Origin of the sequence: Paenibacillus sp. TCA20 (assembly GCF_000732325.1) — a bacterium.
In the GTDB taxonomy this organism is placed as follows: Bacteria; Bacillota; Bacilli; order Paenibacillales; family Paenibacillaceae; genus Paenibacillus; species Paenibacillus urinalis.
The window spans coordinates 1-26,741 of record NZ_BBIW01000012.1 but is presented as its reverse complement, the minus strand read 5'-3'; the positions used below and the strand labels follow the sequence as shown (position 1 = coordinate 26,741).

At 42.2% G+C, this 26,741-nt stretch carries 24 protein-coding genes and 3 pseudogenes; 5 read left to right on the top strand and 22 right to left on the bottom strand.

Going from position 1 to position 26,741, the window contains the following annotated elements; translation table 11 throughout:
* Positions 1–33: 33 nt before the first annotated feature.
* The 4 genes from TCA2_RS19940 to TCA2_RS19925 form a co-directional block, all read right to left on the bottom strand.
* Entirely contained in the window at positions 34–630 is a 597-nt protein-coding gene (locus TCA2_RS19940; protein ID WP_193746096.1) for a hypothetical protein, read from the bottom strand.
* 190 nt (positions 631–820) lie between these two features.
* Complete coding sequence (araA, locus tag TCA2_RS19935; protein ID WP_047913374.1) at positions 821–2,242, bottom strand: L-arabinose isomerase; 1,422 nt, start codon at positions 2,240–2,242, stop codon at positions 821–823.
* A 57-nt stretch (positions 2,243–2,299) separates the two neighbouring features.
* Positions 2,300–2,995: an L-ribulose-5-phosphate 4-epimerase gene (locus tag TCA2_RS19930; protein WP_047913373.1), complete on the bottom strand. Its 696-nt coding sequence runs from the start codon at positions 2,993–2,995 to the stop codon at positions 2,300–2,302.
* A gap of 16 nt (positions 2,996–3,011) precedes the next feature.
* Positions 3,012–4,616 (bottom strand): xylulokinase, encoded by a 1,605-nt coding sequence (locus TCA2_RS19925; RefSeq protein WP_047913372.1) that lies wholly within the window; start codon positions 4,614–4,616, stop codon positions 3,012–3,014.
* A gap of 370 nt (positions 4,617–4,986) precedes the next feature.
* Between TCA2_RS19925 and TCA2_RS19920 the strand changes: the two genes are divergently transcribed.
* Positions 4,987–6,069 carry a GntR family transcriptional regulator gene (locus tag TCA2_RS19920; RefSeq protein WP_047913371.1) on the top strand — a complete coding sequence of 361 codons (1,083 nt, stop codon included), beginning with the start codon at positions 4,987–4,989 and terminating at the stop codon, positions 6,067–6,069.
* A gap of 599 nt (positions 6,070–6,668) precedes the next feature.
* Here TCA2_RS19920 and TCA2_RS19915 read toward each other — a convergent pair.
* The 6 genes from TCA2_RS19915 to TCA2_RS19890 form a co-directional block, all read right to left on the bottom strand.
* Positions 6,669–7,106, bottom strand: coding sequence for a hypothetical protein (locus tag TCA2_RS19915; protein WP_047913370.1), 438 nt, complete (start codon positions 7,104–7,106; stop codon positions 6,669–6,671).
* 106 nt (positions 7,107–7,212) lie between these two features.
* Positions 7,213–7,611, bottom strand: a complete 399-nt coding sequence (locus TCA2_RS19910; RefSeq protein WP_047913369.1) for a VOC family protein — start codon at positions 7,609–7,611, stop codon at positions 7,213–7,215.
* A 95-nt stretch (positions 7,612–7,706) separates the two neighbouring features.
* Positions 7,707–8,183 (bottom strand): GNAT family N-acetyltransferase, encoded by a 477-nt coding sequence (locus TCA2_RS19905; RefSeq protein WP_047913368.1) that lies wholly within the window; start codon positions 8,181–8,183, stop codon positions 7,707–7,709.
* 216 nt (positions 8,184–8,399) lie between these two features.
* On the bottom strand, positions 8,400–9,584 hold the full coding sequence (locus tag TCA2_RS19900; RefSeq protein WP_052512242.1) for a peptidylprolyl isomerase: 1,185 nt from the start codon (positions 9,582–9,584) through the stop codon (positions 8,400–8,402).
* Positions 9,585–9,715: 131 nt separating this feature from the next.
* Positions 9,716–10,342: a hypothetical protein gene (locus tag TCA2_RS19895; RefSeq protein WP_047913366.1), complete on the bottom strand. Its 627-nt coding sequence runs from the start codon at positions 10,340–10,342 to the stop codon at positions 9,716–9,718.
* 207 nt (positions 10,343–10,549) lie between these two features.
* Positions 10,550–11,329 (bottom strand): phosphotransferase family protein, encoded by a 780-nt coding sequence (locus TCA2_RS19890; RefSeq protein WP_047913365.1) that lies wholly within the window; start codon positions 11,327–11,329, stop codon positions 10,550–10,552.
* A gap of 216 nt (positions 11,330–11,545) precedes the next feature.
* Between TCA2_RS19890 and TCA2_RS19885 the strand changes: the two genes are divergently transcribed.
* Both TCA2_RS19885 and TCA2_RS19875 read left to right on the top strand, forming a co-directional pair.
* Positions 11,546–12,343, top strand: coding sequence for a transposase (locus tag TCA2_RS19885; RefSeq protein WP_238546461.1), 798 nt, complete (start codon positions 11,546–11,548; stop codon positions 12,341–12,343).
* A 1,166-nt stretch (positions 12,344–13,509) separates the two neighbouring features.
* On the top strand, positions 13,510–14,019 hold the full coding sequence (locus TCA2_RS19875; protein WP_047913363.1) for a DinB family protein: 510 nt from the start codon (positions 13,510–13,512) through the stop codon (positions 14,017–14,019).
* 299 nt (positions 14,020–14,318) lie between these two features.
* Here TCA2_RS19875 and TCA2_RS19870 read toward each other — a convergent pair whose 3' ends face one another.
* The 8 genes and pseudogenes from TCA2_RS19870 to TCA2_RS27695 all read right to left on the bottom strand — a co-directional run.
* Positions 14,319–14,882, bottom strand: coding sequence for a TetR/AcrR family transcriptional regulator (locus TCA2_RS19870; RefSeq protein WP_238546460.1), 564 nt, complete (start codon positions 14,880–14,882; stop codon positions 14,319–14,321).
* A gap of 125 nt (positions 14,883–15,007) precedes the next feature.
* Positions 15,008–15,691, bottom strand: a complete 684-nt coding sequence (locus TCA2_RS19865; protein ID WP_052512241.1) for a nucleotidyltransferase domain-containing protein — start codon at positions 15,689–15,691, stop codon at positions 15,008–15,010.
* Positions 15,678–16,553, bottom strand: a complete 876-nt coding sequence (locus TCA2_RS19860) for a GNAT family N-acetyltransferase (protein ID WP_047913362.1) — start codon at positions 16,551–16,553, stop codon at positions 15,678–15,680. Before TCA2_RS19860 ends, TCA2_RS19865 begins: the two co-directional genes overlap by 14 nt.
* 668 nt (positions 16,554–17,221) lie before the next feature.
* Positions 17,222–17,569 carry a hypothetical protein gene (locus TCA2_RS19855; protein ID WP_052512240.1) on the bottom strand — a complete coding sequence of 116 codons (348 nt, stop codon included), beginning with the start codon at positions 17,567–17,569 and terminating at the stop codon, positions 17,222–17,224.
* A 59-nt stretch (positions 17,570–17,628) separates the two neighbouring features.
* On the bottom strand, positions 17,629–18,018 hold the full coding sequence (locus tag TCA2_RS19850; protein ID WP_047913360.1) for a hypothetical protein: 390 nt from the start codon (positions 18,016–18,018) through the stop codon (positions 17,629–17,631).
* Between the two features lie 19 nt (positions 18,019–18,037).
* Entirely contained in the window at positions 18,038–18,376 is a 339-nt protein-coding gene (locus tag TCA2_RS19845) for a hypothetical protein (protein ID WP_047913359.1), read from the bottom strand.
* A 49-nt stretch (positions 18,377–18,425) separates the two neighbouring features.
* The gene (locus TCA2_RS19840) at positions 18,426–18,857 is read right to left on the bottom strand and encodes a hypothetical protein (protein ID WP_047913358.1); all 432 of its coding nucleotides are present in this window, start codon (positions 18,855–18,857) and stop codon (positions 18,426–18,428) included.
* A 184-nt stretch (positions 18,858–19,041) separates the two neighbouring features.
* Positions 19,042–19,182, bottom strand: a pseudogene (locus TCA2_RS27695) (pentapeptide repeat-containing protein); the annotation flags it as partial.
* A 130-nt stretch (positions 19,183–19,312) separates the two neighbouring features.
* Here TCA2_RS27695 and TCA2_RS19835 point away from each other — a divergent pair.
* Positions 19,313–19,759, top strand: coding sequence for an Lrp/AsnC family transcriptional regulator (locus TCA2_RS19835; protein WP_047913357.1), 447 nt, complete (start codon positions 19,313–19,315; stop codon positions 19,757–19,759).
* A gap of 83 nt (positions 19,760–19,842) precedes the next feature.
* Here TCA2_RS19835 and TCA2_RS19830 read toward each other — a convergent pair whose 3' ends face one another.
* The 3 genes and pseudogenes from TCA2_RS19830 to TCA2_RS19820 all read right to left on the bottom strand — a co-directional run.
* Positions 19,843–21,399 (bottom strand): acetamidase/formamidase family protein, encoded by a 1,557-nt coding sequence (locus tag TCA2_RS19830; protein ID WP_047913356.1) that lies wholly within the window; start codon positions 21,397–21,399, stop codon positions 19,843–19,845.
* A 276-nt stretch (positions 21,400–21,675) separates the two neighbouring features.
* Positions 21,676–21,998 (bottom strand): annotated as a pseudogene (locus TCA2_RS19825) (GNAT family N-acetyltransferase).
* A 191-nt stretch (positions 21,999–22,189) separates the two neighbouring features.
* Positions 22,190–22,873, bottom strand: a pseudogene (locus tag TCA2_RS19820) (amidohydrolase family protein); the annotation flags it as partial.
* A 295-nt stretch (positions 22,874–23,168) separates the two neighbouring features.
* Here TCA2_RS19820 and TCA2_RS19815 point away from each other — a divergent pair.
* Positions 23,169–25,880, top strand: coding sequence for an S-layer homology domain-containing protein (locus tag TCA2_RS19815; protein ID WP_047913473.1), 2,712 nt, complete (start codon positions 23,169–23,171; stop codon positions 25,878–25,880).
* Between the two features lie 54 nt (positions 25,881–25,934).
* Here the strand turns inward: TCA2_RS19815 and TCA2_RS19810 are convergent, their stop codons facing one another.
* Positions 25,935–26,519, bottom strand: coding sequence for a GNAT family N-acetyltransferase (locus tag TCA2_RS19810; protein WP_047913355.1), 585 nt, complete (start codon positions 26,517–26,519; stop codon positions 25,935–25,937).
* Positions 26,520–26,741: the final 222 nt, after the last annotated feature.

Below are 26,741 nucleotides of genomic sequence, written 5' to 3'. Positions count from 1 at the left end.
TATGATGCTTCAATTATACCATTTATGCCTTGTTTACCTATGTCTGCTCCCTTTCCTTCTCTTCAAAAAGATCATCGCTGCTACCGCCAATATAACAACCAGTACACCGCCGATAAACATCTCCATGTCATAGTCTTTGTTTGATATTCGACTCATCTCATCTGCAAGGTTGACTTCATTTCCTGCCTTTCTCCCCTGGCCTAAAAATTCCAAATCCTGCTCTGCTTGTGATATTTCCGCTGTACGGCTGCATAGGCTTGTGTAGAGATCGCTATTCTCAACTCTGTAGCTGTACACAAGATAGGTGCTCCCTGCTTCAAAATTGATGCCGCAAGAATTCTCCTCCCCCTCGTCGTATACAATGATTTGTGATTCATTAACGCCCTTCCATGTCTCTTCAATATCCATCAGATTCGCATCCCTGAATTCTATCGGTCCTCTGACGCCTTCCTGAATACGTTCCTGCTTGGTCTCAAGCACTTTACCTGTATAAACTGCTTCTGCATGCTCATAAGCTTCATTTGGTTCGAGGTTTGCACAACTGCAGGCGAAAGCCTTGTCTGCATAGAAAACTCCATACATATTTATTAATAACACAGCGGCAATTATAGCGATTAAGTATTTTTTCACTCTATCAGCTCCATTTATTGAATAATATCCCATCTTCGTTATATAGACGGTTATCAGATATGAAAGGTTTCGTTCCATTCCTGTTATAATCCGCTCTTTCATTAAAAAAAGAGGAACCGGCATACTGCCAATTCCTCAATTCTATTTGGGTATTTTGCATCATTAGATCTAGCTAATCATTGCAAGCTTCTTATTTAATAACAACATAGTCCAAATTCACAAGCTTCGCATAGGTTATGATCTGATCGGTGGTGAGGTTCAAGGATACAACGGTATGGTGACCGCCGCCGTTCTCAATCCACGCTTTGACGCCATCCTGGAAGTTCGGCTTCACATTCCACAACACACGGGCAACAGGAAGCTTAGGCGCAGGCGTTGTTGGCTCGAACAAAGATACTTCGTTAATGAGCAGCTTGTAATGTGTGCCGAAGTCAGCCATCGATACGACAACCCCTTCTCCTGCCTTGCCATCGAACACAAGACGTGCTGGATCTTCGCGATCGCCGATACCCAGTGGAGAAACGACAACTTTAGGCTTGTTAACCGCCAGTGTTGGATCTACCTCAAGCATGTGGGATTGAAGAATGGATTCCTGACCTGCCGCGAGCTCATAAGTGTAATCTTCCATAAAGCCGGTTGACTCGTTATGGCTCATGACTTTGAGCAGACGATCCAGGGCAGCTGTCTTCCAGTCGCCTTCACCCGCAAAGCCGTAGCCTTGGGCCATCAGGCGCTGTACCGCAAGACCCGGAAGCTGCTTCATGCCATGCAGATCCTCGAAGTTCGAAGTAAAGGCATTGTATCCCCCTTGATCGAGGAAACGCTTAAGGGCAATCTCATAGCTGGCTTGGACTTTGACACTGGCTTCCCAATCTTCCTTGCTGTAAGTACCATAGTCAAATTCGTACAGCTCCGCATATTCACTAAACAAATCATTGATTTCTTCTTCAGTTACCTCATTGACCACTTGAACAAGGTCGCCGATGCCAAAGTAGTCCACTGTCCATCCAAATTGGATTTGAGCCTCTACCTTATCCCCTTCCGTAACACCAACGTTACGCATGTTATCGCCAAAGCGGGCTACTCTGATGTTGAAGCTCTCGTTATAAGCAACAGCGACGTCCATCCAATCTGCAATTTGCTGCTGCACTTCCGGACGCTCCCAGTAGCCAACTACGATTTTATTTTGTTTGTTCAGCCGTGCATTGATAAATCCATACTCGCGGTCACCATGCGCTGCCTGGTTCAAGTTCATGAAGTCCATGTCAATAGTTGCCCAAGGGATGCTCTCGTTATATTGTGTAGCCAGGTGAAGCAAAGGCTTTTGCAGCAGCTTCGTTCCACGAATCCACATTTTTGCAGGTGAGAACGTATGCATCCAGGTAATTACGCCGGCAACCTCGTCACGATAGTTGACTTCCTTAATAATGCTTGTAATTTTGTCTGCACTGACTGCGAGATCCTGCAGTACAAGTGGATAAGGCAATACGCCGCTGTTATTCAGCGCATCTGTCATTTCCTGTGCATGTGCCTTCACTTCGGATAGAGCTTCTTCTCCATACAAGTGCTGTGAACCTACGACAAACCAAAATTGTTTTGCTGCTGCTGACATATGTTCATCCTCTTTTCTATAAGTTGTATTTTATAATATCGGGCTCTGCCCCCTGCTTTACTTCTGTCCGTAATAAGCGTCTTTACCGTGCTTGCGCAAATAGTGCTTGTCAAGAATACGCTGTGGCAGCTCTGGAGCGAAGCGGTTTAATTCTCTCGCAAATAGATTCATCTTCGATACTTCCTCCAGCACGACACTGTTCATCACCGCGGACTTGGCATCCTTGCCCCAAGTAAAAGGTCCATGTCCCTGGAGCAATACACCCGGGATTGACATGATATCAATACCACGCTGCTCGAAGGTTTCGATAATGACACGACCTGTCTCCGCCTCGTAACCACGATCCACTTCCTCCTGGGTCAAGAAACGTGCACATGGAATGGATCCGTAGAATGTATCCGCATGCGTTGTTCCCATCACAGGTACATCAAGTCCAGCCTGAGCCCAGACCGTTGCCCACATGGAATGCGTGTGTACGATACCGCCGATCTCTGCATAGTGCTTGTATAGCACGGCATGTGTCGGTGTATCAGAAGAAGGTCTCAGTTCTCCCTCAACCACATTGCCATCCAGATCCACAACGACCATATCGCTGGCCTTCATCGTCTCATAGCTGACACCGCTCGGTTTGATGACGAATAATCCGCTCTCCCGATCGATTGCACTAACATTACCCCATGTATATTTAATAAGTCCTTGTTTCGGCAAATCGAGATTTGCCTGGAACACTTCTTCTTTCAGTTGTTCTAACACCTTGGTCCCTCCTATTTCACACTAAATTGTCCACAGCGGCCTGCTCAATGACAAGCCCCTTCTTGTATCGCTCGATAAAGACCTCAAAGCCCTTCACATCCGCTTCATCCGGATGAATCTCTTCTTCTTCCACATCGCTGAATACTTTCTTATCAAGGAAATCTTCCAGGCTCTCTTCGCCGTTCTTGTTCAGGAGGTATGAAGCGAGAACTGCCATCCCCCAAGCTCCGCCTTCTCCGGCCGTCGATGTAACCGATACAGGCACGTTAAGTGCGGCTGCCATCATTTTCTGGCCGACGACCGGCGTCTTGAACAGTCCGCCATGAGCCAGGATGCTGTCAATCGCGACATTCTCTTCCTTCGTCAAGATGTCCATCCCGATTTTTAGAGCGCCAAATGCAGTAAACAGGTGAACTCTCATGAAGTTGGCGAGATTAAATTTGCTCTCCGGGGAACGGACGAACAGCGGGCGTCCCTCTTCAAGACCTGTAATATTTTCACCGGAATAATAGCCGTAGCTCAGCAATCCGCCGCCGTCAGGATCCGCCTCCAGTGCTTTGTTCAGCAGTACGCTGTACAGCTTCTCTGTATCCACCTTTTGCCCGGCTGCTTCAGAGAACTCACGGAACAATCCGAGCCATGCGTTGAGGTCACTTGAGCAGTTGTTCGCATGTACCATACCCACTGGACTGCCGTTTGGCGTCGTAACCATATCGATCTCCGGGTAAACCTTGGACAGATCCTTCTCCAGGACGATCATGGCAAAAACAGATGTGCCCACCGAGACATTCCCCGTGCGCTTTCTTACACTGTTCGTCGCGACCATCCCTGTTCCCGCGTCGCCTTCCGGCGGGCACAGAGCTATGCCTGGCTGTAAATCTAGTGATGGGTCCAATATCTTGGCACCCGCTTCGGACAGCACGCCTGCTGCTTCGCCTGCAGAATACACCTTAGGCAGCAGGTCGCTCACTTTCCACGGATAGCCTTTATCTGCAACCAGCTCATTAAACTGCTGGATCATGGATTCGTTATAATTTTGCGTAGATTCATCGATGGGGAACATGCCTGACGCATCACCGATGCCAAGCGCCTTGTTTCCCGTGAGCAGCCAGTGTATATATCCGGCCAATGTCGTTACGAATCGAATCTGAGGTACATGCTCTTCCTCATTTAATATCGCTTGATAGAGGTGAGCAATGCTCCAGCGTTCAGGAATGTTGAACTGGAATTGTTCCGTCAATGCTCTCGCCGCCGTACCTGTTGTTGCATTGCGCCAGGTCCGGAACGGGACTAGCAGTTTATCTGAATCGTCAAAAGCCATATATCCGTGCATCATCGCAGAGAATCCGATCGAACCGACCGTTTGGAGAGTGATTCCGTAATTCCGTTCAACCTCCTGCTTCATCTCGCGGTAAGCCTCTTGCAGACCTGTAATAATGTCATCCAGGCTGTACGTCCAAAAACCATCCTTCAGCTGATTCTCCCACTCGTAGCTTCCAGAAGCGATCGTTTGAAACCGCCCATCAATAAGAACGGCTTTGATCCGTGTGGATCCAAACTCAATACCAAGCGACGTTTCTCCCTTAGCAATCGCTTGTTCGATGCTTACTTGACTCGACATTACCTTGGTCACCTCTCTGGCAGCGCTTCATTAATAAAATCATTGTAAGAAGGCGCTTTCTAAATTGACAGGTATAGTATATTTTTTGTACGTACATTTGTCAATATTATTAGTTATATATACATACAAATATGGACATAATATATTTTTGTGCCTTATTTCTTAAATCTTCATATTAATTCTGCATAGCAGCCATCTGGTATGAGTTTACAATTATACATATAACATTCCTGTATTTCATAAAAACAACATAAAATCATCTGAAATAGACCCGTCTCTTTATTTATTTCACAATCATGCTATAATTTGTACATACAAATTTACCAAATGAACGAATAACATAGCGAACAAGTATGGAAGAAGGAGTTACATGAAACCAAAGTATCAAGTCATTATTGATGATATAAAGAGTAAAATACTATCCGGAGACTATGGTGCAGGAGAACAAATTCCTACGGAATCTTCCCTGCAATCGATGTATGAGGTCAGCAGACAAACGGTTCGAAAGGCGATCCTGGAGCTATCCAACGAGGGTTTTTTGCGGAGTGAAAAAGGATCCGGAACCTATGTCAGCAACCAGTATCGGATGAGAACAGGCGGGGGCTCTACGAAAAAGACGATCGGTGTCATCACAACCTATATCTCCGACTACATCTTCCCCTCTATCATTCGCGGGATTGAGAGCAGACTGAATGAGGACAATTATTCACTCCTGCTGGCCAGCACCAACAATGATGTGGCACAGGAGAAAAAAGCGCTGGAGATGATGCTCTCCTACGGTGTGGACGGACTGATCATTGAGCCTACCAAGAGCAATCTGTACAATCCGAATATTGCATATTACCTGTCATTTAAGGAACAGGACATCCCCTTTATTATGATTAATGCCTATTACGAAGAGATTGATGTCCCTTTTCTGTGCCTTGACGACGTGCAGTCCAGCTATCTGGCGACCAAAGAATTAATATCGAATGGACACACTCAGATCGGACTCATCTCCAAAATGGATGATTTGCAAGGAAAGTATCGGATGAAGGGCTATATCAAAGCACTTGGAGAAGCCAAATTACGCTTTCATCCAGAGCTCGTTTTTTCCTTTGATACGGAGACGAAGCAGACGCTATCGAGCAACCTGAAGGAATACCTGGATGTAAATAGAGAAGTGCTTACCGCTATCGTCTGCTATAACGACGAGGTCGGACTTGAAGTGGTTCATGCGTGCAGACAGCTGGGGATCTCTATTCCGGAGGAGTTATCCATCATCGGTCAGGACAACTCCTATATCGCCAAGAATGCGAACATCCAGTTAACGACGCTGACTCACCCTCAGGAAACGATGGGACGCGATGCTGCCGACTGGATCATTAGGAAATTACAAGGCAAAAGAGACTTGCCGGACAGCACGTACTATCAGCCCGAGCTTGTTTACGGTGAGACCGTTCAGAAGAGATAAATGGGGTATAACTGGAATTAATACAGTTGGAATAAAAATTCCTAACATGTAAAACTGTCTCAAATGACAAAATTCATTATTAAACCTATTTCAGCGCGCATTATCTTATGTAGTTGAATTTCGTGCACGAGGAAATTCGCTCAGCAAATAGTTCATTTGATTTTGGCTAGTTCAGACAATAAGAATTTTGATGAATTAAAAAGTGAACTTTACCTATTTACAGAAGAGGATCTTAGAAACTTACCTAGATATCATTCTCTAAATTATGTAAAAAGCAAAGATGTTTACGCTCGTTACATAACCAAGCTTCCTAGTTTTGTATCCAAAAGAACACTGCAAAACAAAAGACCATCAAATAAATGATGGTCTACTTTTTATTCAGTCGTTGCATATAAAAGGATCAAATAAAGTAAGATTAATTTGTCTTCCCAGTTGATAAAGATTTTATCTTCAAGCAACAACAATGCTTCCTTAATACACTTGCCGTCTTTACCAGTCTTAATGCAATATACCCAAACATTCGTTCTGTTTAAAAGAATTTTATTGATTACTAGCTATCTAGGATCTCGCTGATAGTATTTCATTTTATTTTAAATTAACTATATATCTATTCCAGACAAGAGATCTGGATACTTTTCGCGTCCCTTATTAATTATAAATCGATTAAGCTCCGTAATTTCATCTCCAATAGGAGAGTAATACTTGTTGTCAATTTTCACTGTGTTATTTAACTCAATTTTATTATCATTTTCAATGATTTTCAATCTATATAGGTAACCTACATTGCTTTCTTTTACAGGATTGAGTTTAATAGAGCGTAAGAAATTAGCTATTCTTTCAATATCTTTTGGATCCTCTATCTTAATTTCGTTTCCATCACTATATATTATTTCAATCCTATTGACCTTGTCCAAGTTAGAATCGATTTCATTAGTCAGTAACAACTCGCCCGCCCCATCAGTTGTTCTCCCATTGCAGCCAATTAATGACATGATAAGTAAAATAGAGACCACAGAATATCCAAAAACTTTAATCATTAAAACCCTCCCTTTGCACGAATTCTAGTCCTCTATATTTAAAAGAGGACTAGAATAGCCGTATTGTAATATATCCTTAAGTTACTGAGGCACAGCTCTTACAGTTTCATTCCAAGAAATTAAAGCTTACGATCTCCCAAATATGTCCATCGAGATCTTTAAAGTGTCCTGAATAGCCCCAATCGTATTCCTTCGGCTGAAGAGGCAGCAGTTCTCCACCAAATTCCACTGCGCTTTGTAGTATGAAATCGACTTCTTCCTTGTTCTCCGCCGTGTGACTCAATATGACTTTGGAGCCAAGATCTAATGAGCTGGAAGTATTAAGCTCCTCCAGTTCGGAACGAAGGAATAAGACTAAGGAGATCCCATCTTCCATATCAAATATAATGTGGTCGGCACCTTCCTCCAGACCCTCAGTCGGCAAGCCCAATCCCTCTTTATAAAAAGCAATCGACCGTTCCAGATCGTTTACCGCCAAGGTGATAATATTTATTTTCGGCTTCATATCGTATCCTCCTACAGCATGGTGAAATTTATTATAACAAAGTAGAAGAAAGTGTGTGCAGTAGCACTAATCCATATACTTAACAATAATGCGTGTTAGAGCTCCAATACGGTAACCTGTTCCCCTTCCACGACCTCACCGTTATCGCGGAAGCCTGCTCTTTCGTACAGTTTTTTCGCTGCCGTGTTCTCCGCCTTATAAGAGATCCAGCAATACCGTGCTGGTCCTGCCGGGCAGGTACGGATAAACTCAAGGATTTGTCTCATCGCTTCTCGGCCATACCCTTGGTTCTGGTAACGCGTGTCCATCATCAATCTCAGGATACAGTAGCTGTCTTCTGCAATACTCGGGAGCTCGTACCCCGTCATCTGATAAGTGATCAATACAAAACCAACCGGCAGATCATCCGCGTAAATGGCAAAAGGAAATGGATGCCCTCCATTCGTAGCCAGCACATAACACGAAGCCACACTAGACAGGTTGGAGGCTACATAGCGGCGCTGATCCTCTGTTACCTCCAGATTGAAGATTTCACGTCGGTTTTCAAGTGTAATTTTTCTGAGCGTAATCATGTAAGAACTCTTCCTTCCAATCGGTAAATTTGCTGCGCCGCGGTCGCATGAATAATATACATAATATTCAAAAAAAGTAATAGACTTATATTTAATTTTTCAGTATCCTATTATGTATCCATGTCTTTTTTAGAGCAGAAAAAAGCAGCCAGATGCAATTGAACTGAAGTTCATTGCATCGGCTGCTTATTTTTTCATGTAACCTATCGTTACCGATTATTCGTTTGTTGTTGCCCCTGTATCTTCAGTGGAATCAGTGGACTCCGTAGCCGCATCAGTACTTTCCTCTGCTGGCGTAAGTGTATTTGAAATCTCGGCATTGGAACGCAGATCCGTCATCCAAGTGGAGCTGAGCTCACCGATTTGTTGATCCACCAATATTGTGCGAATCTCTTCTTTTTTGTCCTCCAGTGTTGGATTCGTTGCTTCTTTATGATCTGTTTTCATGATGATGTGGTAACCATAATCCGACTTCACTGGATCGCTAATTTCATTTATTTCCATGGAAAAAGCTGCTTTCGAGAATGGCTCTACCATATCTGCTTCACCAAAGAATCCGAGATCGCCGCCATTCGCTGCGGAAGCCGTATCTGTGGATTTCTCCTTTGCCAGTGTTGCAAAGTCTGCTCCACCATCCAGCTCTTTCTTGATCGCATCTGCTTCTTCTTTAGTTTCAACGAGAATATGAGAAGCTTTCACTTGCTCTGGTGTAGCGAAGGACGCCTTGTTCTCCTCATAGTAAGTGCTGATCTGCTCATCTGTTACTTCGGTTTGCGGCTCTAGAATTTTACGCATTTTCACTTGAAGATCCATATTTTTCTTAAGAGCGTCAAGTGTCATTCCAGATTGAGCAAGTGCCGAGTTAAATGCTTCTTCACCGCCATATTGCGTCTTCAACGTTTCAAGCTCGGCATTTACGTCCTCTTCTGTAACCGTCACGTTAGCATCAGTCGCTGCCTGATCGACAAGCTCCATCGTAATCATGTTCTCCAACGTCGCTTGTCCGCCAAGTGTCACAAGCTCGTTATACAGCTCGTCCTTGGAAATGTCTGTACCATTCACAGATGCAACAGCTTCCTTACCGCCTCCAAACGGAGGATATATAAGCACAATAATCAGTGCAGCTGCAAGAACTCCCGATATCACCATCCAGACTACACTATTCTTTCCTTTGGCTGCTGGCTGCTCTTCGTTCTCTGCCTGATCCTTCTGCATCTCTGGGTCTGTAGCTGCTTCCGGCTGTGTTTCCACCTCTGTTACCGGCTGTACCTCAGATTGCAATTCCAGCTGTGATTCCGATTCCGTCGCAGGCTCACTTCCTTGCTGTATTTCTTTCTCTTCTTGCAAAGAATTCTGCTTCTCTTCCTCATTGTCGAAACGCGATGGTTTGTTGTTATCCATTAAACTAAAACTCCCTTCGTGTCTTTCCATATCATGACCTTTTATTAAATATAAAGGATTTCAAAAATAAAACATTAAAATAACATAAAAAATCTATAGATTCGAATCAGATACCATAATATGCACTTCTTTTATGTCAAAATTTCCTTTAACCTCAATCTATTCTTCTCATTTAAAGCATAGCCGACTAATTCTTCGTTATAACCCTCCGTTTGAAAAATACTAATAATTTTGTAGATTCTATCCTCTAGATTCCGGTTCATATTGGTCTCAAGCTGGATCTCCAATGGAATGACGGGCAGCATCATATCCTTATAAGGGACTGAAACGATGTGTTCCCATACATGCGGTCCATTTTCCCAGAAGCCCGAGCCAGGGATGTATTCAATATGTTCTGGTGGCTGAATGCATGCAGCTTCAAACTCAATTCCATGCACGACAAGGCGGGCAAAGGTCCAATGGTTTTTAGAAAAATCGGTAAACGTCCTAGTAGGAGTAGAAGCCGATGAGTACCAGTCCTCCATTGATGTGTTTAATTCATCTAAGCTCTCATCCTTAGTAAGAAACTCTTCAAAAATCTTTCCAATTTTATGGACATCTTCTGGCTTGGATACAAGAATATCAATATCTCCTGGCATGATTTCACATCCTTGGATAAAAGAGCTGAGAGAACCTGCAAAAACATATCGGACACCTTCCGCATTTAAGGCTCTAGCGATCAATTCAATAACGTTCATAAGCTGTGCTGGCGTAGTCACCGAATATACACCTTTCCTTTCTTGAGTTAAGAATCAAGAGCATTCTAGAAAACTTGGTACAAGCTTATACATTTTATACAAAAACATATCAGAGGGTACAGTCAACTTGTAGATCCATATATCATTATAAAGAAATTTTGCACCGACGGAAAAGCAAATCTCGATAGTTATACTCACTAGCGCCTGTACTCTATCAATGCTCTCTTGTTAGAAAAACCGATATATACCTTCCTGAAAATAGCTATACTCTTCCTCCGTTATCCTTAACCTGCCATAGGACTCCAAAAAGACTTCCTTATCCCTCGCTTGATCAAATACTCCCTGCTTCGGACGAATCGCCAGTGCCATATCAAATCGTGGATCACCATAGCCTGCTCTGGGCCAATCGATAATGCCGCATACCTTATTGTCTTTAATTAATACATTATTCGTATGGAAGTCACCATGAATCAGCGTATTCTTTATCGGTAGTGGTCTATTCCTATCTAGTCGCTTGAGCAGTTCTTCTGTTCCATCTATATTATAATTAGCTAGATTGTATCTGGCTTTCATAAGCATCGAATCGATCCAGGGCGGATCATTCTTATGTAATGGTCCAGGACATGGACATTCATGAATTCTCCTTAGGCATGCACCATATTGAGACACCACTTCTTCTCGATCCCTGTGGTTAGGTTGATCGCTCAAGAAATGTCTCAAGCTTATTCCATCTATGTAATCCATGAGCAGCCATCTTGAATCGCCTTCCACATGGAAAGCATACGTGCTTGGAACAAGCAGACCCGTAGTCGAAAGATATTGCAGCGCTGCATATTCATCTGATAACCATTCGTTAAATAAGTCATGCTCTGTCTTCTTAATCACGAACTGGTGATCACGCGTTTCGATCTTCACGACAAGTGAAGTATGACCCTGCTTTGGATATGAGATGCTGCGAATCTCACCGATTAGATCTACAAGCTGAGCAGGAATATCCTCTATATTCATGGGTTATCTCCTTTTGCTTATTTTACATGGCTTCGGACTTGTTCAGCTAATTATACAATATTATAATTTGATATGTATCTAATTTAATGCCGAAATATAATACTGTAAAGCTCTTTCTAGAATAAAATGTCTCTAGTCACGGCCTCTCCTATACGCCTTTTCCATGAAGCGTTTCTTCCACTACCTACTCAAGATTTTTATGGCCTACGTATTCTCATGGCTAATCGAGAAACCGTTACTAAGCGCCTCAACAGTGCCGTCAACCAGATTCATCGCTGGGTCGATATTGTCTTTCCTGAGTTGCGGCAGGTCTTTAAGATCCTTACCTGCACCAGTGCATTTGCCACACTGAGACTCTTTCCGTTACCGAGTGAGATCGGTCAGTTAACTACGGATCAAGTTATTTCTGGCTGGAAGCAATATGTGAAGCGTCATGCTGGAGTGAAGCGCGCTGAGCTGCTGATTTCACTTGCAAAATCCAGTGTGGGTACGACTCAAGCTCTCCGTTCTTACAAGCTTCATCTGAGTCAGCTGCTCGAAGAATATGACTTAGCTCAGCGTCAACTTGAGCAGATCGAGCATGAGCTCCATACTATTCTCAAATCTATTCCTTATGCACAGAAGCTGCTTGAAATCCGAGGCATTCATGTAACAAATCTAGCAGGTATTCTTGGTGAGGCTGGAGATCTAAGTGGTTATCCACATGGTAATGCGCTGTTACGTCACGCCGGCTTGAATCTAGCCGAGGCTAGTTCCGGGAAATGGCGAGGAAAGATGGTGTTGAGTAAACGAGGCCTACCTCGCTTACGTCATTTTCTGTATCTCATGACGATGAGCATGGTGATGACGAACCCGGAAATTCGGGCTTTACACCACTTCAACGTCGAGGAAAAGAAGTTAAAGAAGATGAAATCCATTATGAAATTATGCGGTAAAGTGGCGCGTATGCTTGTTGGTCTGACCAAAAACAATGAAGCTTACGATTTGACCAAAGTTTTCCCACAGGCAGCATAAAATTATACGATCCTCACCAGCTCATGCATTCGTAGGATTTCAAGAAGCACGGAGTATCGGGAGACATTACGCAAAAGGGCTCGGACCTGTTCCGTTAGAAAGACCGACCTCCACCCCTTAGATAGATGTGACGAAGGAATGATAAGGCTTTGACCCGTTGAGACATGGGAGCGAGAATCGCTAAGGCGAAGTGGAGACGTGCAGTATATGGAACAATTTAGGTGATATATGTCTCACCTTTATTTGCGCATGCCCTTTTCTATTCACCCCAGCCAAAAGCTGCTCCATAACTTTTTCTCGCACACTTACTAGAGGTTGAAATCCTGCGAATTCATGAGTCTGAGTGAGGAAACTAAATCATTTCGAGGGAGCGTAATGGTGAGCTACTAACAAACTGCTTCGTCACTCTCCAGTGGGTGCTTAGGAGATATAGATTAACTCGTTTAATTCCCATATGTTGCTTCTATATCGATCCACCCGGACTCATACAGAATTTCAGTATGACCTGTGACCCTGTTTATTTTCACGAGGAGATCACTACCATTATTGTCGGATATGTGCCCATAATAATAAAGAGTAGGATACACAGTAATGCTGAACACAATTATTATGAGAATAAGCATGATGAATGTACTTAAATACTTCTTACTCATGGTTCGCCTCCCCGATCTATCAGCCTCAAATTTCCTGCTTAATTCCCGCCCTATACTTTTAATACTTACTTCTCTGAATTGCTACCGGTCTCTTGTTTTAAACTATCGTTTCCCGTTTGCTCAATTCTGATATACTATTTTACCTTCTTTATCATAGCCCGTTGCTTTTATTCCTGGCACTGTTCCGTAATAATATGTCGAAACCACATACCAAATTCTAAAACCAAGTCTCGAATCAAAAAACAGAGCATTTTCATTTAGATTCCCTATTCTGAAAGATCGCTTCATAGAACTTATTTAAGGTAAGCCTCCTAAAGTTTAACCAGTTAAATTCAATTATTTGAAATTGAGTAAAAGCTAAATTTATAGTATGATTTTACTTGTTAAAATTGGAGGCGGTTACTATGGCAATGAACAAAAAAGGGTTTGAAAGCAAAAAAGCAAGGGAAGGAACACCTACTAACCCATAAACTGTGGCTTCTTCTCTAATCCATTGAGAGAGGTTTCTTATCGATGCAAAACAATACAATTAAATTCTTTGACTTTCATGTATGGGCAACAAACAAGATGTTTACTCACTTAGAATCATTACCAGACAATATATTTATTGAAGAAACACCAAGTTCATTTCCAACTATTAAAGATACATTAATTCATATTTATGTAGTTGAAAAAGGCTGGTTATCTACATTAAAGCTAGAAGAGCTAACCGATATCGACGAAATGACCAAAAACGTGCAATCATTAACAAAACTTGCAGAATCTAAAGATATTCAAGGTTTAAAAAAGTTATTTGATGATTTACATGAGGACTATAGAAAATTCTTTAAAAGCATTGAAGATTTTAACCAAGTAATCCCGGTTTTTTTTGGTCAATCACATATGGCATATGGAGATATAATTACTCATGTAGTGAATCATGGAACAAATCATAGAGGCAGCATAACAACTATGTTGAGACAATTAGGTCACGCTAGTTGTAATACTGATTACGGTGCATATATATACGAATTACAACATTAATGTTGCAAAGAAGCCTGTTGAATGTAACAGGCTTCTTTTGTTAGTCTTAACAAAAAAATCATCCACTGTAAAGACGTGTTGAATTACTAGACCCAGGATACAAAAGCTAATGATAATGAATAAAATATTGGCATACATTTCGAGGTTATCCTGCAAAATTGTATAAAGTAAAAATGAATCTGCTGCACCGTGAACAAGACCCGTAATAATTCCACGAACTCCTAAACCGAAAAAACAACAGCAAGGATTAATTGAAATGTTTTCAAGAGATCAACTCCATAATTTTATACTTTTTTTACCTAGGAATGAGTCTGACGTGTTGTGGATTCAAATAATTGGATCAGCTCTTTAGAATATTCAGTGATATCAAAATCAGGGTTCGTTACGAGCTGCTGACTTGCGAGATCAATTGCACTTCTAATCGTCATAGCTAACACTCTAGTGCCTGCAGACGTAAAAGTCCGGAAACTTCCGTCCTCTTGGCCCCATTGTAGAATTTCAATAAGTGGCTCATATATCGCATTATCTCCTGGTTTATGATAAAACAGCTTCCCTTCTTCATCTCTAACATTCATCACAATTTCAGCGACAGCAGCCACCTGTTCCTTATGCGCATGAATAAATTCTAGATTTGTTTCGATATAGCACTTCAGCATAGAAGACGGAGTGGATTCATTTTCGATTTTTGACAAAAACGAGGCTCCCTTCATGTATAAATCCACTACAATATTTTGCATTAGTTCATCCTTGCTGGAAAAATGATACGTAACGACCCCCTTACTAATCCCAGCCCGTTTAGCAATTTGTCCGATCGAAGCCTGTGCATACCCTAGATCCCATATCGTCTCAATAGCGATATCCATAATTTGCGCTCTTCGCGCTTTTTCAATAAACGTCTTTTCATTAGATTTAGTACTCATGATCAAATATTAGCACGATCGTACTAATTGATCAATAGCTATTTGCTTCAGCCCTGTTACAGCTGTTTTCAATTGGCAGGTACGTATTTTGAAAGAGTCGTAATCAATCCACTTGTCCAATTCAACATTTCGTCCGTAAACTGTTCAAACTGATCTTCGCTGAAGCTGCCGGATTTAAACTGTTCTGAAATCTGAAGGATACGACGATCCTGATCGACAAGCACGTCATACATCTCTGTTCTCTGCTTAATGTAACTCCCTGTTTCATAATAATGCTTTGCCTGTAGTGTAAAAACAGCTGCTTTGTAAAGCCCGGCAAGTGCCTGCATATCTGCGCTATGCAAATAATTGTGGCTGCACATATGATAGAGATTGCAGGCACCGTTTAAAACCGCATGCCGGATATCAGTATGCTCAATTGGAGGAATCATTTTATCCAAGTTGCCGTGATAAGAGATCGTATCGTGATAGAACTGAAACAAATCGTATTTTGCCCATCCAGAAATTTCATTTACACCGGATACGAAGCCGCAAATTTTCTCGCGATTAGACAAACTCTGGATAGCTGAATTGTACTGTTTCAAATCCTCCAGATTTACCCTATCCAAAATCAGAACCACGTCTATATCGCTGTTCTCATTGGCTTCTCCTCGTCCATAGCTGCCTTGCAGACCAATAAATATTACTCTATCACGAAACTCTCTCCTAACCGTATTCGAATATAACTCCATCCAGTTTTCAATATGAATCATCGTTATTATATCCCCTTTCAAGTTGTTTACTGTGTAAAACCATTCGCTGCGTCGGATAACCGAATTCGGTCAACAATTCAGCTTCTGCAAATCCTAGGTCTTTCAATGCTTTCCGATAACCGGTATCTGCTTTATCTCCTTCTCGAAATGTAGTTATGCTAATACTATTGATCTTTAACCATTCACTAATAACCACTTCCATAAATAATTTGGCAATCCCCTGCTTCCGGTATAAAGGATGAACTCCCAAGAAATCGATGCTTTCCCTCGCGTAAGAAATCAACATATTTCCAATAACAGTATCGCCCTCTGTCATGATAAAGGCTCGTCCTTCTGCAATGCACTTACGCAACACCTTCATATGCTCTTCCTCATAAAGGTAAGGGTAACCATCAATAACAAGGCGGACCAAGCTCATCCAAGCATCAACATCTTTCTCAGATGCAAATCTAATTTTCTTTCCGCATTCTGCTTCTTTTTTGCTTTCTTCCCGAAAATATTCATCATCGAACCTGAATCTTAACTGTAGCGCATAATATTGTTCGTCTTCTCTAAATTGAAGCGGCGTTTTCTTATACATCGCTTTAAAAATAGTAGTGAAAGCCTGCTGACTATCGTAGCCCGCTAGTATTGCAATATCCAGAATGGGTTTATTCGAAAAGGCAAGTAACTTTGCCGCTTCCGTTAATTGTCGTCGCTGCACATATTCATGGATAGTCATACCAACCCTCTTTGAAAATATCCGATGCAAATAGTATTTCGAATAATGCAAGGCGTTTGCAATTACATCCAAATTCAATTTTTCAGTCAAGTGATCTTCTATATAATTAATCGTAGTTATAATAAGATTCGATGTGTTCAAAGCCTCACTCTCCCTCCTAAAATAGTAGCAAGCATCCGTTCCGCAGTTTTAATTATTCTTGCGCTATGTTCACCAAAAAGAGCTGTTAAATCTAGTTAGCATCTATCAGGAGGTTTTAGTCTAGTATATTAATTAGTATTTCCCGTTAGAGTGACGTTATAACGTCATTTCACATGCTCATTCCGTAAGTAAATGCAATATTCTTTATTTGTACTAAGCGATTGGTTATTACGGATCCCACAATAGATGATCTTTACTTCTCTTTGTATAAGAGAACCATATGTACAGCTGTATGCCTTTCCTACTACATTAAAAAAAGGGAACAGCTGCCGCGGCAGTCTGCTCCCAGATCATCTTTTCTTTGTTACATGTATATATAAAAAGGGTAACCGAACTTCACACCCTAATTCGTTTTGGGGACTTCACTAACTTGGATCTATTTATATTAATAACCTTGTTTGATTGAACTAACGTTTTCCGTTAGACGTTAAACAAAAGGCTCGGACCGTTGAGACATAGGAGTGAGAATCACTAAAGCGAAGTGGAGACGTGCAAATATGGAATAATATAGGTGATTATCTATTCACAGCAGTTGCTAATCGATAACTGTTCCATGCTGTTGCGGAGTTACGTTCTCCTTTAGTGAAATCTCAAAGCGTTACAATCATTCAGAAGGATGATGTGGGTTTAACCGTAGACCACTGAATAAGCGAAACTTCTGATTCATCAGCTGTAACTGCTCCAACGCAAATATTCGTCTGATCAGGATTCGCAAGATAATGCTGAATAGTAAACCTGATGGCTTTTGAGATGTTCAAATTCAATAGTTCACTCTTATGAATCCAATACAATTCTCCCTCATCCGAAGGAATAAAGTGTGTCTCGCTAAAATAAACATATTGTTGCCTGAGTTCACCATGACTCTCTTCTATTAAAATGTATTTCAGGGTGAAATTCTCTATTTCATTCTCTTTATATCCTGTTTCCTCTTCAATCTCCCTATAGCTTGCCTTCATCGGAAAGTTTAGCTCCTCCTGCTCAAGATGCCCTCCGATACCACCCCAAAATTCAAAGTTTAGATCTGACTCATTCTCAATAAATTTGTTGCATGACTAATGTTTGGAACAATACTTTTTACCAGAATCAACTCAATTCCTCTATAAAAATGATCGTGCAAATCTGTAATGCATTCATATTTCACCTTATTGTGGATTTGAAGACCTTTCTCAAAAAGAATCGTCCATTCATTATCAGCAAAGTTTATAAACCCATTATGTATTTCGATGTGATCCTTGATCATATTTTCGCTTTCTAGTGATATACCTATCCAGTCGTTATCTTCATCGAACAATAAGTAGCACTCTTTATATGACTCTCCTCCATTATTAAGCATGTATCCTTCTTGCTCATAGAAATAGATATAAACGAGTAACAGTTCATCCGCTTCTTGCATTCTAATTTTCAAGAGATATTCCTCCTAGTGATTACAGCATTAGCAAAACGACAAGAGAAGAAAGAAAGCTTAGTACTGCGATGAAAATATGAAGCCCTATCAATATCGTTTTTTTCAGAAGATTACTTTGCTTTTTTTGAATAAAGTAGGAGTATACGAACACAGCGATCACAAGGGGCAAATATTGATGAAGATCAGGTCCAGCTTGACTCGGTAATGCTTGGTTAATATATTCACGTGTAGTCTCATCATTTATCATAAATCCGTATATAACTCCGATGATCACTGGGATCAATAATTGAAATGTAAACTGAATTAGATCTTTCTTCAAAAAGGAAGGAACAAGTCTTAGGTATTTGTCATTGACCATATTATATTGGCCTCCTTATTCATAGTTAAAAGTTTCCTCTTATAGAAGTTCACTTGTTAACATGGATATGCTGACGTTCTTTCCACTCGAACTCATTCCCCAAATGAAATGTGGATAGATCGATCACGAGATCGAGTTCTTTTTTTGGAGCATCCGAAAACCTCTTCTGTCCGTGCGCCCAGCAGCAATACAGCTCTACGTCCTCACCAATTTCCATATTGGAGCTTAAATATTTGAAAAGCTCTACCACGCACTTTTTGTTTACATGATATAACATGGGGGGAGCATGTTTAATTTCGTCATTGATCTCAAAGGAACCTTCTTCTGGATACACTTGATAAACAAATGGATGTCGGAAAGGATGCGATGATTCTTCTCTGGTTATGGGACCCGTTATATATAATCCTGCTGCATCCTCTTCAGTATCATAGATATCCATAAGTTTATCTCCTCTTGGGTATTTCTCCAGCAGTAATTGCATACCGCGTTGCTCCTTAGCGGCAGGGTTTCACATTCGTTATGTAATCATGAATCGTCATCACTGTTTTTTCTGTCCGAACGAGCCTATAGGAAGCTCATGGCTTGCTGCAACATAATAGAATAGGGTCACCGTGTCAATCTCATCTCCTATCTGAAACTTTAGTTTGAAATATCAAATTTATGCCTTAGGATTCTCCATCTGCAAATGACCAATGAGCAGGGTGTTTTAAATAACGAGGTAATTGGGTATGTTGATTACCTTTGGCTGAATTGACCTGTGCTTGAGCAAGAAAAATACATCCCGTAAGATCCGCTCCTGATAAGTCAGGGTGAAAAATATATCGATGATTGAACAACACTGGATCGCACCTATACATCCGAATCCTAGATAAATACGTCACCGTAATGGTTTATATCTTGTCCAATCTGGTACAATAGCGACTAAGAGGTGAAACCATGCTAGATTCGATTGATAACCACATCTTACAGCGCCTAGCTCAGAACAGCAGGATCTCTTATACCGATTTGGCCAAGGAGGTTGGACTGTCAGGGGTTGCGGTGAAGGAACGGATTGACAAGCTTGTTAACCAAGGCATTATTGAACAGTTCTCCATCGTCGTAAACGCTGAAAAATTGGGCAAGAAAATATCTGCCTATCTGGAGCTAGAAGTGGAACCTGCCCATTTGAATACGATTGTCGAAGAACTGAAAGCAAATGAACAAGTTGCTGTATTATATGAAATGACAGGCGCCTGTCTGCTTCATGTTCATATATTGGTCGAGGATATGGATCAGATGGAACAGTTTATGCATGAATCTATTTATGCACTGACAGGGATTCTACGAGTAGAGAACCAAATACTGCTGAAGCGCCACAAAAATCAGGACGGCTTAAATATATAAGATATCGTCCAATGGACAAAAGAGAGAACCTAGAGACCTAGCAAGGTCCTGCGATTCTCTCTTTTCTGCTAGCAGGCTATGATTTAATGATTGGTCTTGGATAACTTCGACTTGTAGAACTCGGCAAAATACTCGCTAACCACCGCTGTATGGCTATCTGACAGCTCTACCTTCGCCGTTAATTTAAGCTTCTTGCCATTGTACGTTCCGGTTGACTCCCCCACTCTCATGGATAGCGTGTTGCCATTATAGCGGATCGTGATCGTTTCCGCCCTTGGCTCCCAACCTACCTTGGCGCCAAAGCTCTCGAAGCTGTTTCTTAGCCCCACTGTCTTTTGCTCCGCATCACCGAACTGTCCTTTGTTAATGACTGCGTGCACGCCCCAGTTGCCGTCAACCACTTGAGTTATTCCAAAATCGGAGGAAATGGACATGAGGGAATAGGCTTCATCCTCGCTTAAGTTCATCCCCTTCATTAAGAAGGATTTTGTCTTGAATGCGGCATCTTTCATCGCTTTATCAAGGGACGATTGGTTATAGATCTCCTCCTGGGCATTTGCTCCAAGCTCTTCTAAATAGTTCGTATAGCTAAAGCCATGAATGACCCATTCGTTTTCATTTTCGAGAAGTGGGTAGTTCAGCTCGCTAAGCTTAGGACTAAGCTGATCTTTCTTATGAAGTATGAGCTGAATATCCCCTGTTACCGATGTCTCAATTGCCGTGCCGTTAAGCTCTGAATCGCCCTGACCCGCATGCGGATCGCCTACCGTTAACAGTGCACCTTCAACGGAAACAGGATAATACATCGTTGCCCCTTCGGTTACACGCCAGTCATCAATGTTACCACCATAGTAAGAAGGCGGAACCGAGTCTACGATATCTGCTTCCTTCGGAGCAACAGCCATGGTACCAAAATGCAGCCTAACCGGAACCTGTACGCCTTCAAGTACATTGAAGTTCTTCTCGATGGTATCATGATCCACAACGATTCCTGGATACTTTATGATTGGATGCACTTTACCATCTGGGTCCGTCTGAGGCGTCCACATATAGTTGTATAAAGCAGTAGCGTAATCCGTTACACCGTCCGAACTCATCTCATAAATCGTTACAACCTCTCGTTTCTTCGGCTCCTCTATCATCTCCCCATACAGATAACCCCAGTTCGCAGCCACATTAACACCATAAGTTTGACCTGCATATTTCTCATTCCCGTTAGGGCGCAGCTGCATATCTAGTATACGAACCTCCAGCACATCTCCGGGCTCTGCGCCCTTTACTTCAATAGGTCCAGTCATGATATGTACGCCAGGGCCTCGATCTGCCATGTGTTTATGTTCGCTGTCCCAGTGAAAAATGTCCTCCACTCCCGCATCGCCCTCAATCATCCTCTCATAATCATCGCCGGAGTGATGCGTAATGGCTTCGACCGTGACGATATCTCCAGAGTTCACTGTAAGAACGGGGGCGCCTTTCCCGATATTCCCCCACCGAACGTTATCCGCATTTGCTGCTAAATAGTGTGTTTCCGGTTTAGATGAAGCTTCTGAAATGTTAGAATACCCTACATAGTCAACTGAACTCAGCACAAGAAAAGCTGTAACAGTCAGACAAACCTTACGTGAAATACGTCCCCCCATGATAAACTCCCCTTCATATTCGATTTAGCGTTAGTTTTACTAACATGTTAGTGAGATTGAGTTTAGCATAAGGATAAAAGATTAACAATATAAACTTTACAGAAAAAAAACTTAATTTAATCAACCAGCGTACAATGAAACCTTAAAAAAGTAAGAAAATATGAGTATCTTTCGCCGTTCTAACCCTCTTCAAATTGATGACTTTACGATGCTTAATGTAAAAAAGCAGCTGCCTTTTCGGCAGCTGCTTCATGTTAATTTATATTCAGTTTCATACTATTTACTAAGTAAGAGTTTCAAACCTTCGTGGCTCGCAACAAATCCGATTCGTTCGTAGAATCTAAGAGCCTCTTTACGTTCTTTGTCCGTTGTCAGTTGAACCATTTCACAACCCATAGCTTCAGCCTCATGAATAGCATACCGAATGAAAGACTCTCCTAAGCCTTTCCCCGATAATTACGGTCAATACGAACTCCCTCGATCTGACCACGTGTCATCCCTAGTCTTGCAATTCCAGGAATAATGATCAGCTGAAGACAACCAATCACTTGGTTGTCTTCCAGAGCAACGATGATGAAGTTGCCTGTCTGCTGCTCCATTCTTGTAAATGCTTGGACGTAGGCTTCTGGCAATGGATCTTCAGCTCTTTCTCGAGTCGCTCCTAATTTATCATCTGCTAACAAACGAACGATGGCAGGAAGATGCTCCACAGCTGCTCTTGTAAATTCCATAGAACCTCCTATTGGATAAAAATATGTTATGTTTCCGATCTATAATAACGTATTTCCATTCATGACCTCTCTAAGTACCATTTCATCGCATTCTTGTATAGCACCTTATCTGCTTGCTCTTCATCCACTGTATGATATATCAGTTCGATATCAGCATGATTATAGGGCCTCTTCGCTCTCGTCGATGGTAAATCTGTTCCGAACCTAAGCGCATCGGGGTTCACATCGGATATTTCACGAATAGCCTTCACTACATCAAGCTCTACCTTGCCAAATCCAGTAGCCTTGACCCTTACCCCTTTATCTACTAGAGATAAAAGATACTTAAGACCTGCTTCAGACAAACCCAAATGATCCACTGAAACCGCCGGAAGACGTTCTAAAGTGGATGCAATTTCAGGCAAAGAAGTCGAATCAATATACAGCTCTGCACGCCACCCTGCCAATTCATATACTCTTCTTGCGAAGTAGTCTAACTGAGAAAGATCCTCTGAACCTCCCCGCTTCACATTGAACCGAACGGCTCTTACACCGTGATTATGTAATCTTAGAATCTCTTCATCGGATGTATCATGCGGCAGCTGCGTCACTCCAACGAAATTCTCACCTAGTTTTTGCAAGGAATCGATTAGATAGGTTTGATCAAATCCCAGAAAAGAGCCGGATACAACTGCCCCACCCTTCATATCTAATTCCTGTACCCGTGCTAAATAATCATTCGAAGTAAAGGGATTGGGTAACCATCACAATGAACAGCATCAATCATCTCCCCTGGATTTTTTACATTCCGATACGATGAATTTACACATTCCTACAGTCGATTTTACAAATGTACGAATTTCTCTATTTTTTGAGTCATAAAACATCCAAATCGTACGATTTTGATATAAAGCGGAAATTGTTCTATAGCTGTCTGAGTCCCCAAAATGCTAAAGTTACGGCGTAACAGGCATCTGAGATGGACACTTTCTCACTCATTTGCGGATGCATGTAGAAAAATTTTCAACGATCAAGAATAGGGGCGTGTAGTTGCAGGCTATGAAAAAACAATCAAAAAAATCACTCGCATTTCTTCTCATGTTATCTATGGCAAGCTCGTCGTTAGCAGGTCAAAGTTTCGCAGCAAGCCCGGAGGTTCAGCTCTCCGATATTAAGGGCCACTGGGCAGAAGCAAAAATTCAAGCTTGGATCGATCAAGGATTGGTTCGAGGATATTTGGACCGTACCTTTAAACCGAACAAATCCATCACTAGAGCCGAGTTTATAAATTTAGTCAATGCTGCTTTTGGATATTCAGGACAAAACAAGATTAACTTCAAAGATGTTTCTGTGGATGCCTGGTACTATGAAGCTGTAGCTGCAGCCAGCGCCGCTGGATATATAAGCGGGTACTCGGATCAAACGATGAAGCCGCAAAATTCCTTATCCCGGCAAGAAGCAGCAGTGATCATCGCCGGAATTCTGAATTTGGAGGATAATGAGGAAGCCGCGGATGCCTTTAGCGATTCATCCACCATTGCAGCTTGGAGCAAAGGAGCTGTAGGTGCAGCGGCAGCGGCAGGAATGATATCCGGTTACGAAGATGGCAGCTTTAAACCTCTTCATTCAATCACGCGTGCCGAAGCCGTTGAAATCTTGGTTAATGCGGTAGATACGAATACCCAAGTAGGTGCCAAACCATCTAAACCCATAGGAACGACAAACCAGCTCAATGTTGCCCCTCCTGCGGATGAAGCCTCTTTATCTGCCGTTCGCCATGGTGACAATGCAGCTGACGACACACTCAAAAACACGGCTGCAACAAATCCTTTTATTCAGATTCTGGATGGTTTTGATGCAGTATGGTCCTTGAACCAATCAGCCTGGAGAGATGGAACAGCACTAACTACGCCTGGAATAAATGGAGAGGTAGCAAAGTACGGAGACGGACCGACCGTATATTATGACGGTTTTAAAAATGATGCTGCTGCTGTCGTTGCAGATAACAAAACCTATGCAAATGTCGAGATCAGAAATAAGGCAACCTGGGTTGCGAACATTAAATATGTAGAAGATGTCACGCAAAATCGTACCAAAGAAGAAGCACTTGCAGCTTATTATGATGACCAAAGAGATAAGATCTATAGTATGATCGACGGTTTCGGCCCTCTGGCTAACACTTACGTAGATATCATCAAGCCAACGACTAGTGTTGAACGAAGCATCGATGACATGGATGTCGTCTTGACAGAAACGACGACAGAAGACCAAAGCCAGGGAATTGGCAGCGATTGGGCCAATACTGAGCTTGCAGATATGGTTGCTCTAGTTGATTTAGTTCGTTTCAAAATCCCGGCCTCATCTAATCCTTCTAAATACTTCTACTCTTCGCCTAGACCGTGGAGAATGAACTCAAACGGAGAGGTTAAAGAGGTCGTCGATCAGAATGGTTTGGCTGTTTGGGAAACAATCGGTAAAGGTGAAGCTACAGATGAGCCCTTGCCTTCAGGTGGAACAAAATCAACCGGCGAAAGACATTTCCAATCGTACGAAACTGAAGTTGAAGTTATTCCTGCCTTGAGCTATGTAAGAAGAGAAGCTGAGGACGGACAAGGGAAAGATGGTGCTTTTCCAAGCGGACATACAAGCGCATCGTACTTATCCGTATTACCTTTTGCCTACGCTACGCCAGAACGTTACGCTGAATTTTTGACCAGAGCAGCCCAAATGGGTGAGAATCGCATCGTAACCGGAATGCACTCACCGCTTGATGTCATCGGTGCAAGAATTCAAGCTACCGCCATGACGGCCTATGCATTCAATAAGGAAGAGAACAAAGAATTGTTAGAGAAGGCATATGACAATGCAGGAGAAGTATTTGGCGCAGCCGCAGCCGCGAATAACATGAGCCTGTACGACTATGCGCATACCGTGACAGAGGATTATACGTTCCAGAGTGCATATGATGAGACCAAATGGGCAGATCATGATGCCAATAAAGCCTTCTACAGAGAGAAGCTTACTTACGGCCTGCCTCAAACTGGAATCAAAGGCCTCGCTCCGGAAGTGCCAGAAGGCGCAGAAGCTCTACTTGAAACGCGCCAGCCTTATTTAACCGATGAACAGCGCAGAGAAGTATTGTATACGACATCCATTGACTCCGGTTATCCTGTACTGGACGAATCAAACGGCTGGGGCAGACTGGATCTCGTTACCGCTGCGGATGGATACGGCGCGTTCTTGGACAATGTAACCGTGAATATGGACGCTTCAGAAGGACGCTTTAACGCACAAGACTGGTGGAGAAATAATATCAGTGGTGCTGGCATGCTTACGAAGAAGGGATCGGGAACCCTTACTTTGACAGGAAACAACACCTATTCTGGCGGAACCTTGCTTCAAGGAGGAACACTGGAAGCCCAGTCTGCGACCGCATTTGGTACCGGTGATCTGTATGTGGAGAATGGAACGGTCATGGTTACCACCGATGGAGCATTGAAACTGAACAGAAACTTTACCATGGACAACGGAACCTTAGAAATGGTGATGGATAATGACAACAGTCAGATCCATGTCAGCAAAATGCTGTATCTTGCTGGGGGAAGCCTGAATCTGGATCTATCTAACTATAACATTGAGGGTTCTAAAGATATTACATTAATTACTGCCGGTGGAGTTAAAGGTCAATTTGATCGTGTAACTGCGGATGGTTATGACGTGACTGTCACTTATAATGAGGATCGTGTCATTGCCCATGTTACAGCAAAATAATAAATAGAATAGTTAAGGGCTGAACTAGTTTCTAGTTTCAGCCCTTTTTGTAAATTATGAATACTTCTTTGATAGTAAGAAAAGAAGGTTCTCTTTTACATCCGCCCATTCGTTGTCTAGTATGCTGTAAAAAATATTATCATGCATGGATCCGTCTGCCTTGATTCGATGCTTACGGAAAACACCTTCCTTGATCGCTCCGATTCGTTCAATTGACCGTTGTGATCGGATATTTTGTCCACTCACGGAGAACTGGACGCGCATGAGATGCAGCTCCTCAAAGCAGTGTCGCAGCAGAAGAAATTTGCACTCCGTATTGACACCCGTCCTCCAATAGTCAGGCGATAGCCATGTCCATCCAATCTCAGCATTTCTATTCGCCATATCCAGATCCCCTACTCGGGTGGTTCCGATGATCTTCCCTGACGCTTGATCCAATATGGTGAAGGGAATCTGGGATCCATTATTTTTATTTGCCAATGCATCAGTCAGTACCTGATCCAGTTCTTCCGTTGTATGGATCGTTCTCCAGGTGTATTCCCATACCTTTGGAGACAACAAGACGCTGATTAATTCTGCCTTGTGGCAATCTTCCATCGGAACAAGAGTTACTATTTTTCCTTCTAGAATGCAATTCATCTGATCTTGTTTAATAATTACTCTCCTCCGTCCATGTGGGCCAATTCAAATACTCGATTCCATTGTCTCGTTAAATAAGGTTACGGAGCCAATGTTAGAAGTTTCGACTAAACTCCTTACATCCATATTTTTACTAATTATATCACCAGATAATGAGTCTAAGCTATTTCCTTTTTAACTATCCTACCCTTAATGAAAAAAAACGAGCAGCTGCCAACTGGC

Bases quoted from the DNA above. Each gene is read 5' to 3' on its own strand.
- TCA2_RS19815 (WP_047913473.1), top strand. From the start codon at position 23,169: ATGAAAAAACAATCAAAAAAATCACTCGCATTTCTTCTCATGTTATCT.
- TCA2_RS19925 (WP_047913372.1), bottom strand. From the start codon at position 4,616: ATGTCGAGTCAAGTAAGCATCGAACAAGCGATTGCTAAGGGAGAAACG.
- TCA2_RS19810 (WP_047913355.1), bottom strand. From the start codon at position 26,519: ATGAATTGCATTCTAGAAGGAAAAATAGTAACTCTTGTTCCGATGGAA.
- TCA2_RS19920 (WP_047913371.1), top strand. From the start codon at position 4,987: ATGAAACCAAAGTATCAAGTCATTATTGATGATATAAAGAGTAAAATA.
- TCA2_RS19870 (WP_238546460.1), bottom strand. From the start codon at position 14,882: ATGGATATCGCTATTGAGACGATATGGGATCTAGGGTATGCACAGGCT.
- TCA2_RS19840 (WP_047913358.1), bottom strand. From the start codon at position 18,857: ATGCAATTACTGCTGGAGAAATACCCAAGAGGAGATAAACTTATGGAT.
- TCA2_RS19845 (WP_047913359.1), bottom strand. From the start codon at position 18,376: ATGGTCAATGACAAATACCTAAGACTTGTTCCTTCCTTTTTGAAGAAA.
- TCA2_RS19910 (WP_047913369.1), bottom strand. From the start codon at position 7,611: ATGAAGCCGAAAATAAATATTATCACCTTGGCGGTAAACGATCTGGAA.
- TCA2_RS19830 (WP_047913356.1), bottom strand. From the start codon at position 21,399: ATGGGGGGACGTATTTCACGTAAGGTTTGTCTGACTGTTACAGCTTTT.
- TCA2_RS19915 (WP_047913370.1), bottom strand. From the start codon at position 7,106: ATGATTAAAGTTTTTGGATATTCTGTGGTCTCTATTTTACTTATCATG.
- TCA2_RS19875 (WP_047913363.1), top strand. From the start codon at position 13,510: ATGCAAAACAATACAATTAAATTCTTTGACTTTCATGTATGGGCAACA.
- TCA2_RS19855 (WP_052512240.1), bottom strand. From the start codon at position 17,569: ATGAAGGCAAGCTATAGGGAGATTGAAGAGGAAACAGGATATAAAGAG.
- TCA2_RS19905 (WP_047913368.1), bottom strand. From the start codon at position 8,183: ATGATTACGCTCAGAAAAATTACACTTGAAAACCGACGTGAAATCTTC.
- TCA2_RS19835 (WP_047913357.1), top strand. From the start codon at position 19,313: ATGCTAGATTCGATTGATAACCACATCTTACAGCGCCTAGCTCAGAAC.
- araA (WP_047913374.1), bottom strand. From the start codon at position 2,242: ATGTCAGCAGCAGCAAAACAATTTTGGTTTGTCGTAGGTTCACAGCAC.
- TCA2_RS19885 (WP_238546461.1), top strand. From the start codon at position 11,546: ATGGCTAATCGAGAAACCGTTACTAAGCGCCTCAACAGTGCCGTCAAC.
- TCA2_RS19865 (WP_052512241.1), bottom strand. From the start codon at position 15,691: ATGATTCATATTGAAAACTGGATGGAGTTATATTCGAATACGGTTAGG.
- TCA2_RS19890 (WP_047913365.1), bottom strand. From the start codon at position 11,329: ATGAATATAGAGGATATTCCTGCTCAGCTTGTAGATCTAATCGGTGAG.
- TCA2_RS19900 (WP_052512242.1), bottom strand. From the start codon at position 9,584: ATGGATAACAACAAACCATCGCGTTTCGACAATGAGGAAGAGAAGCAG.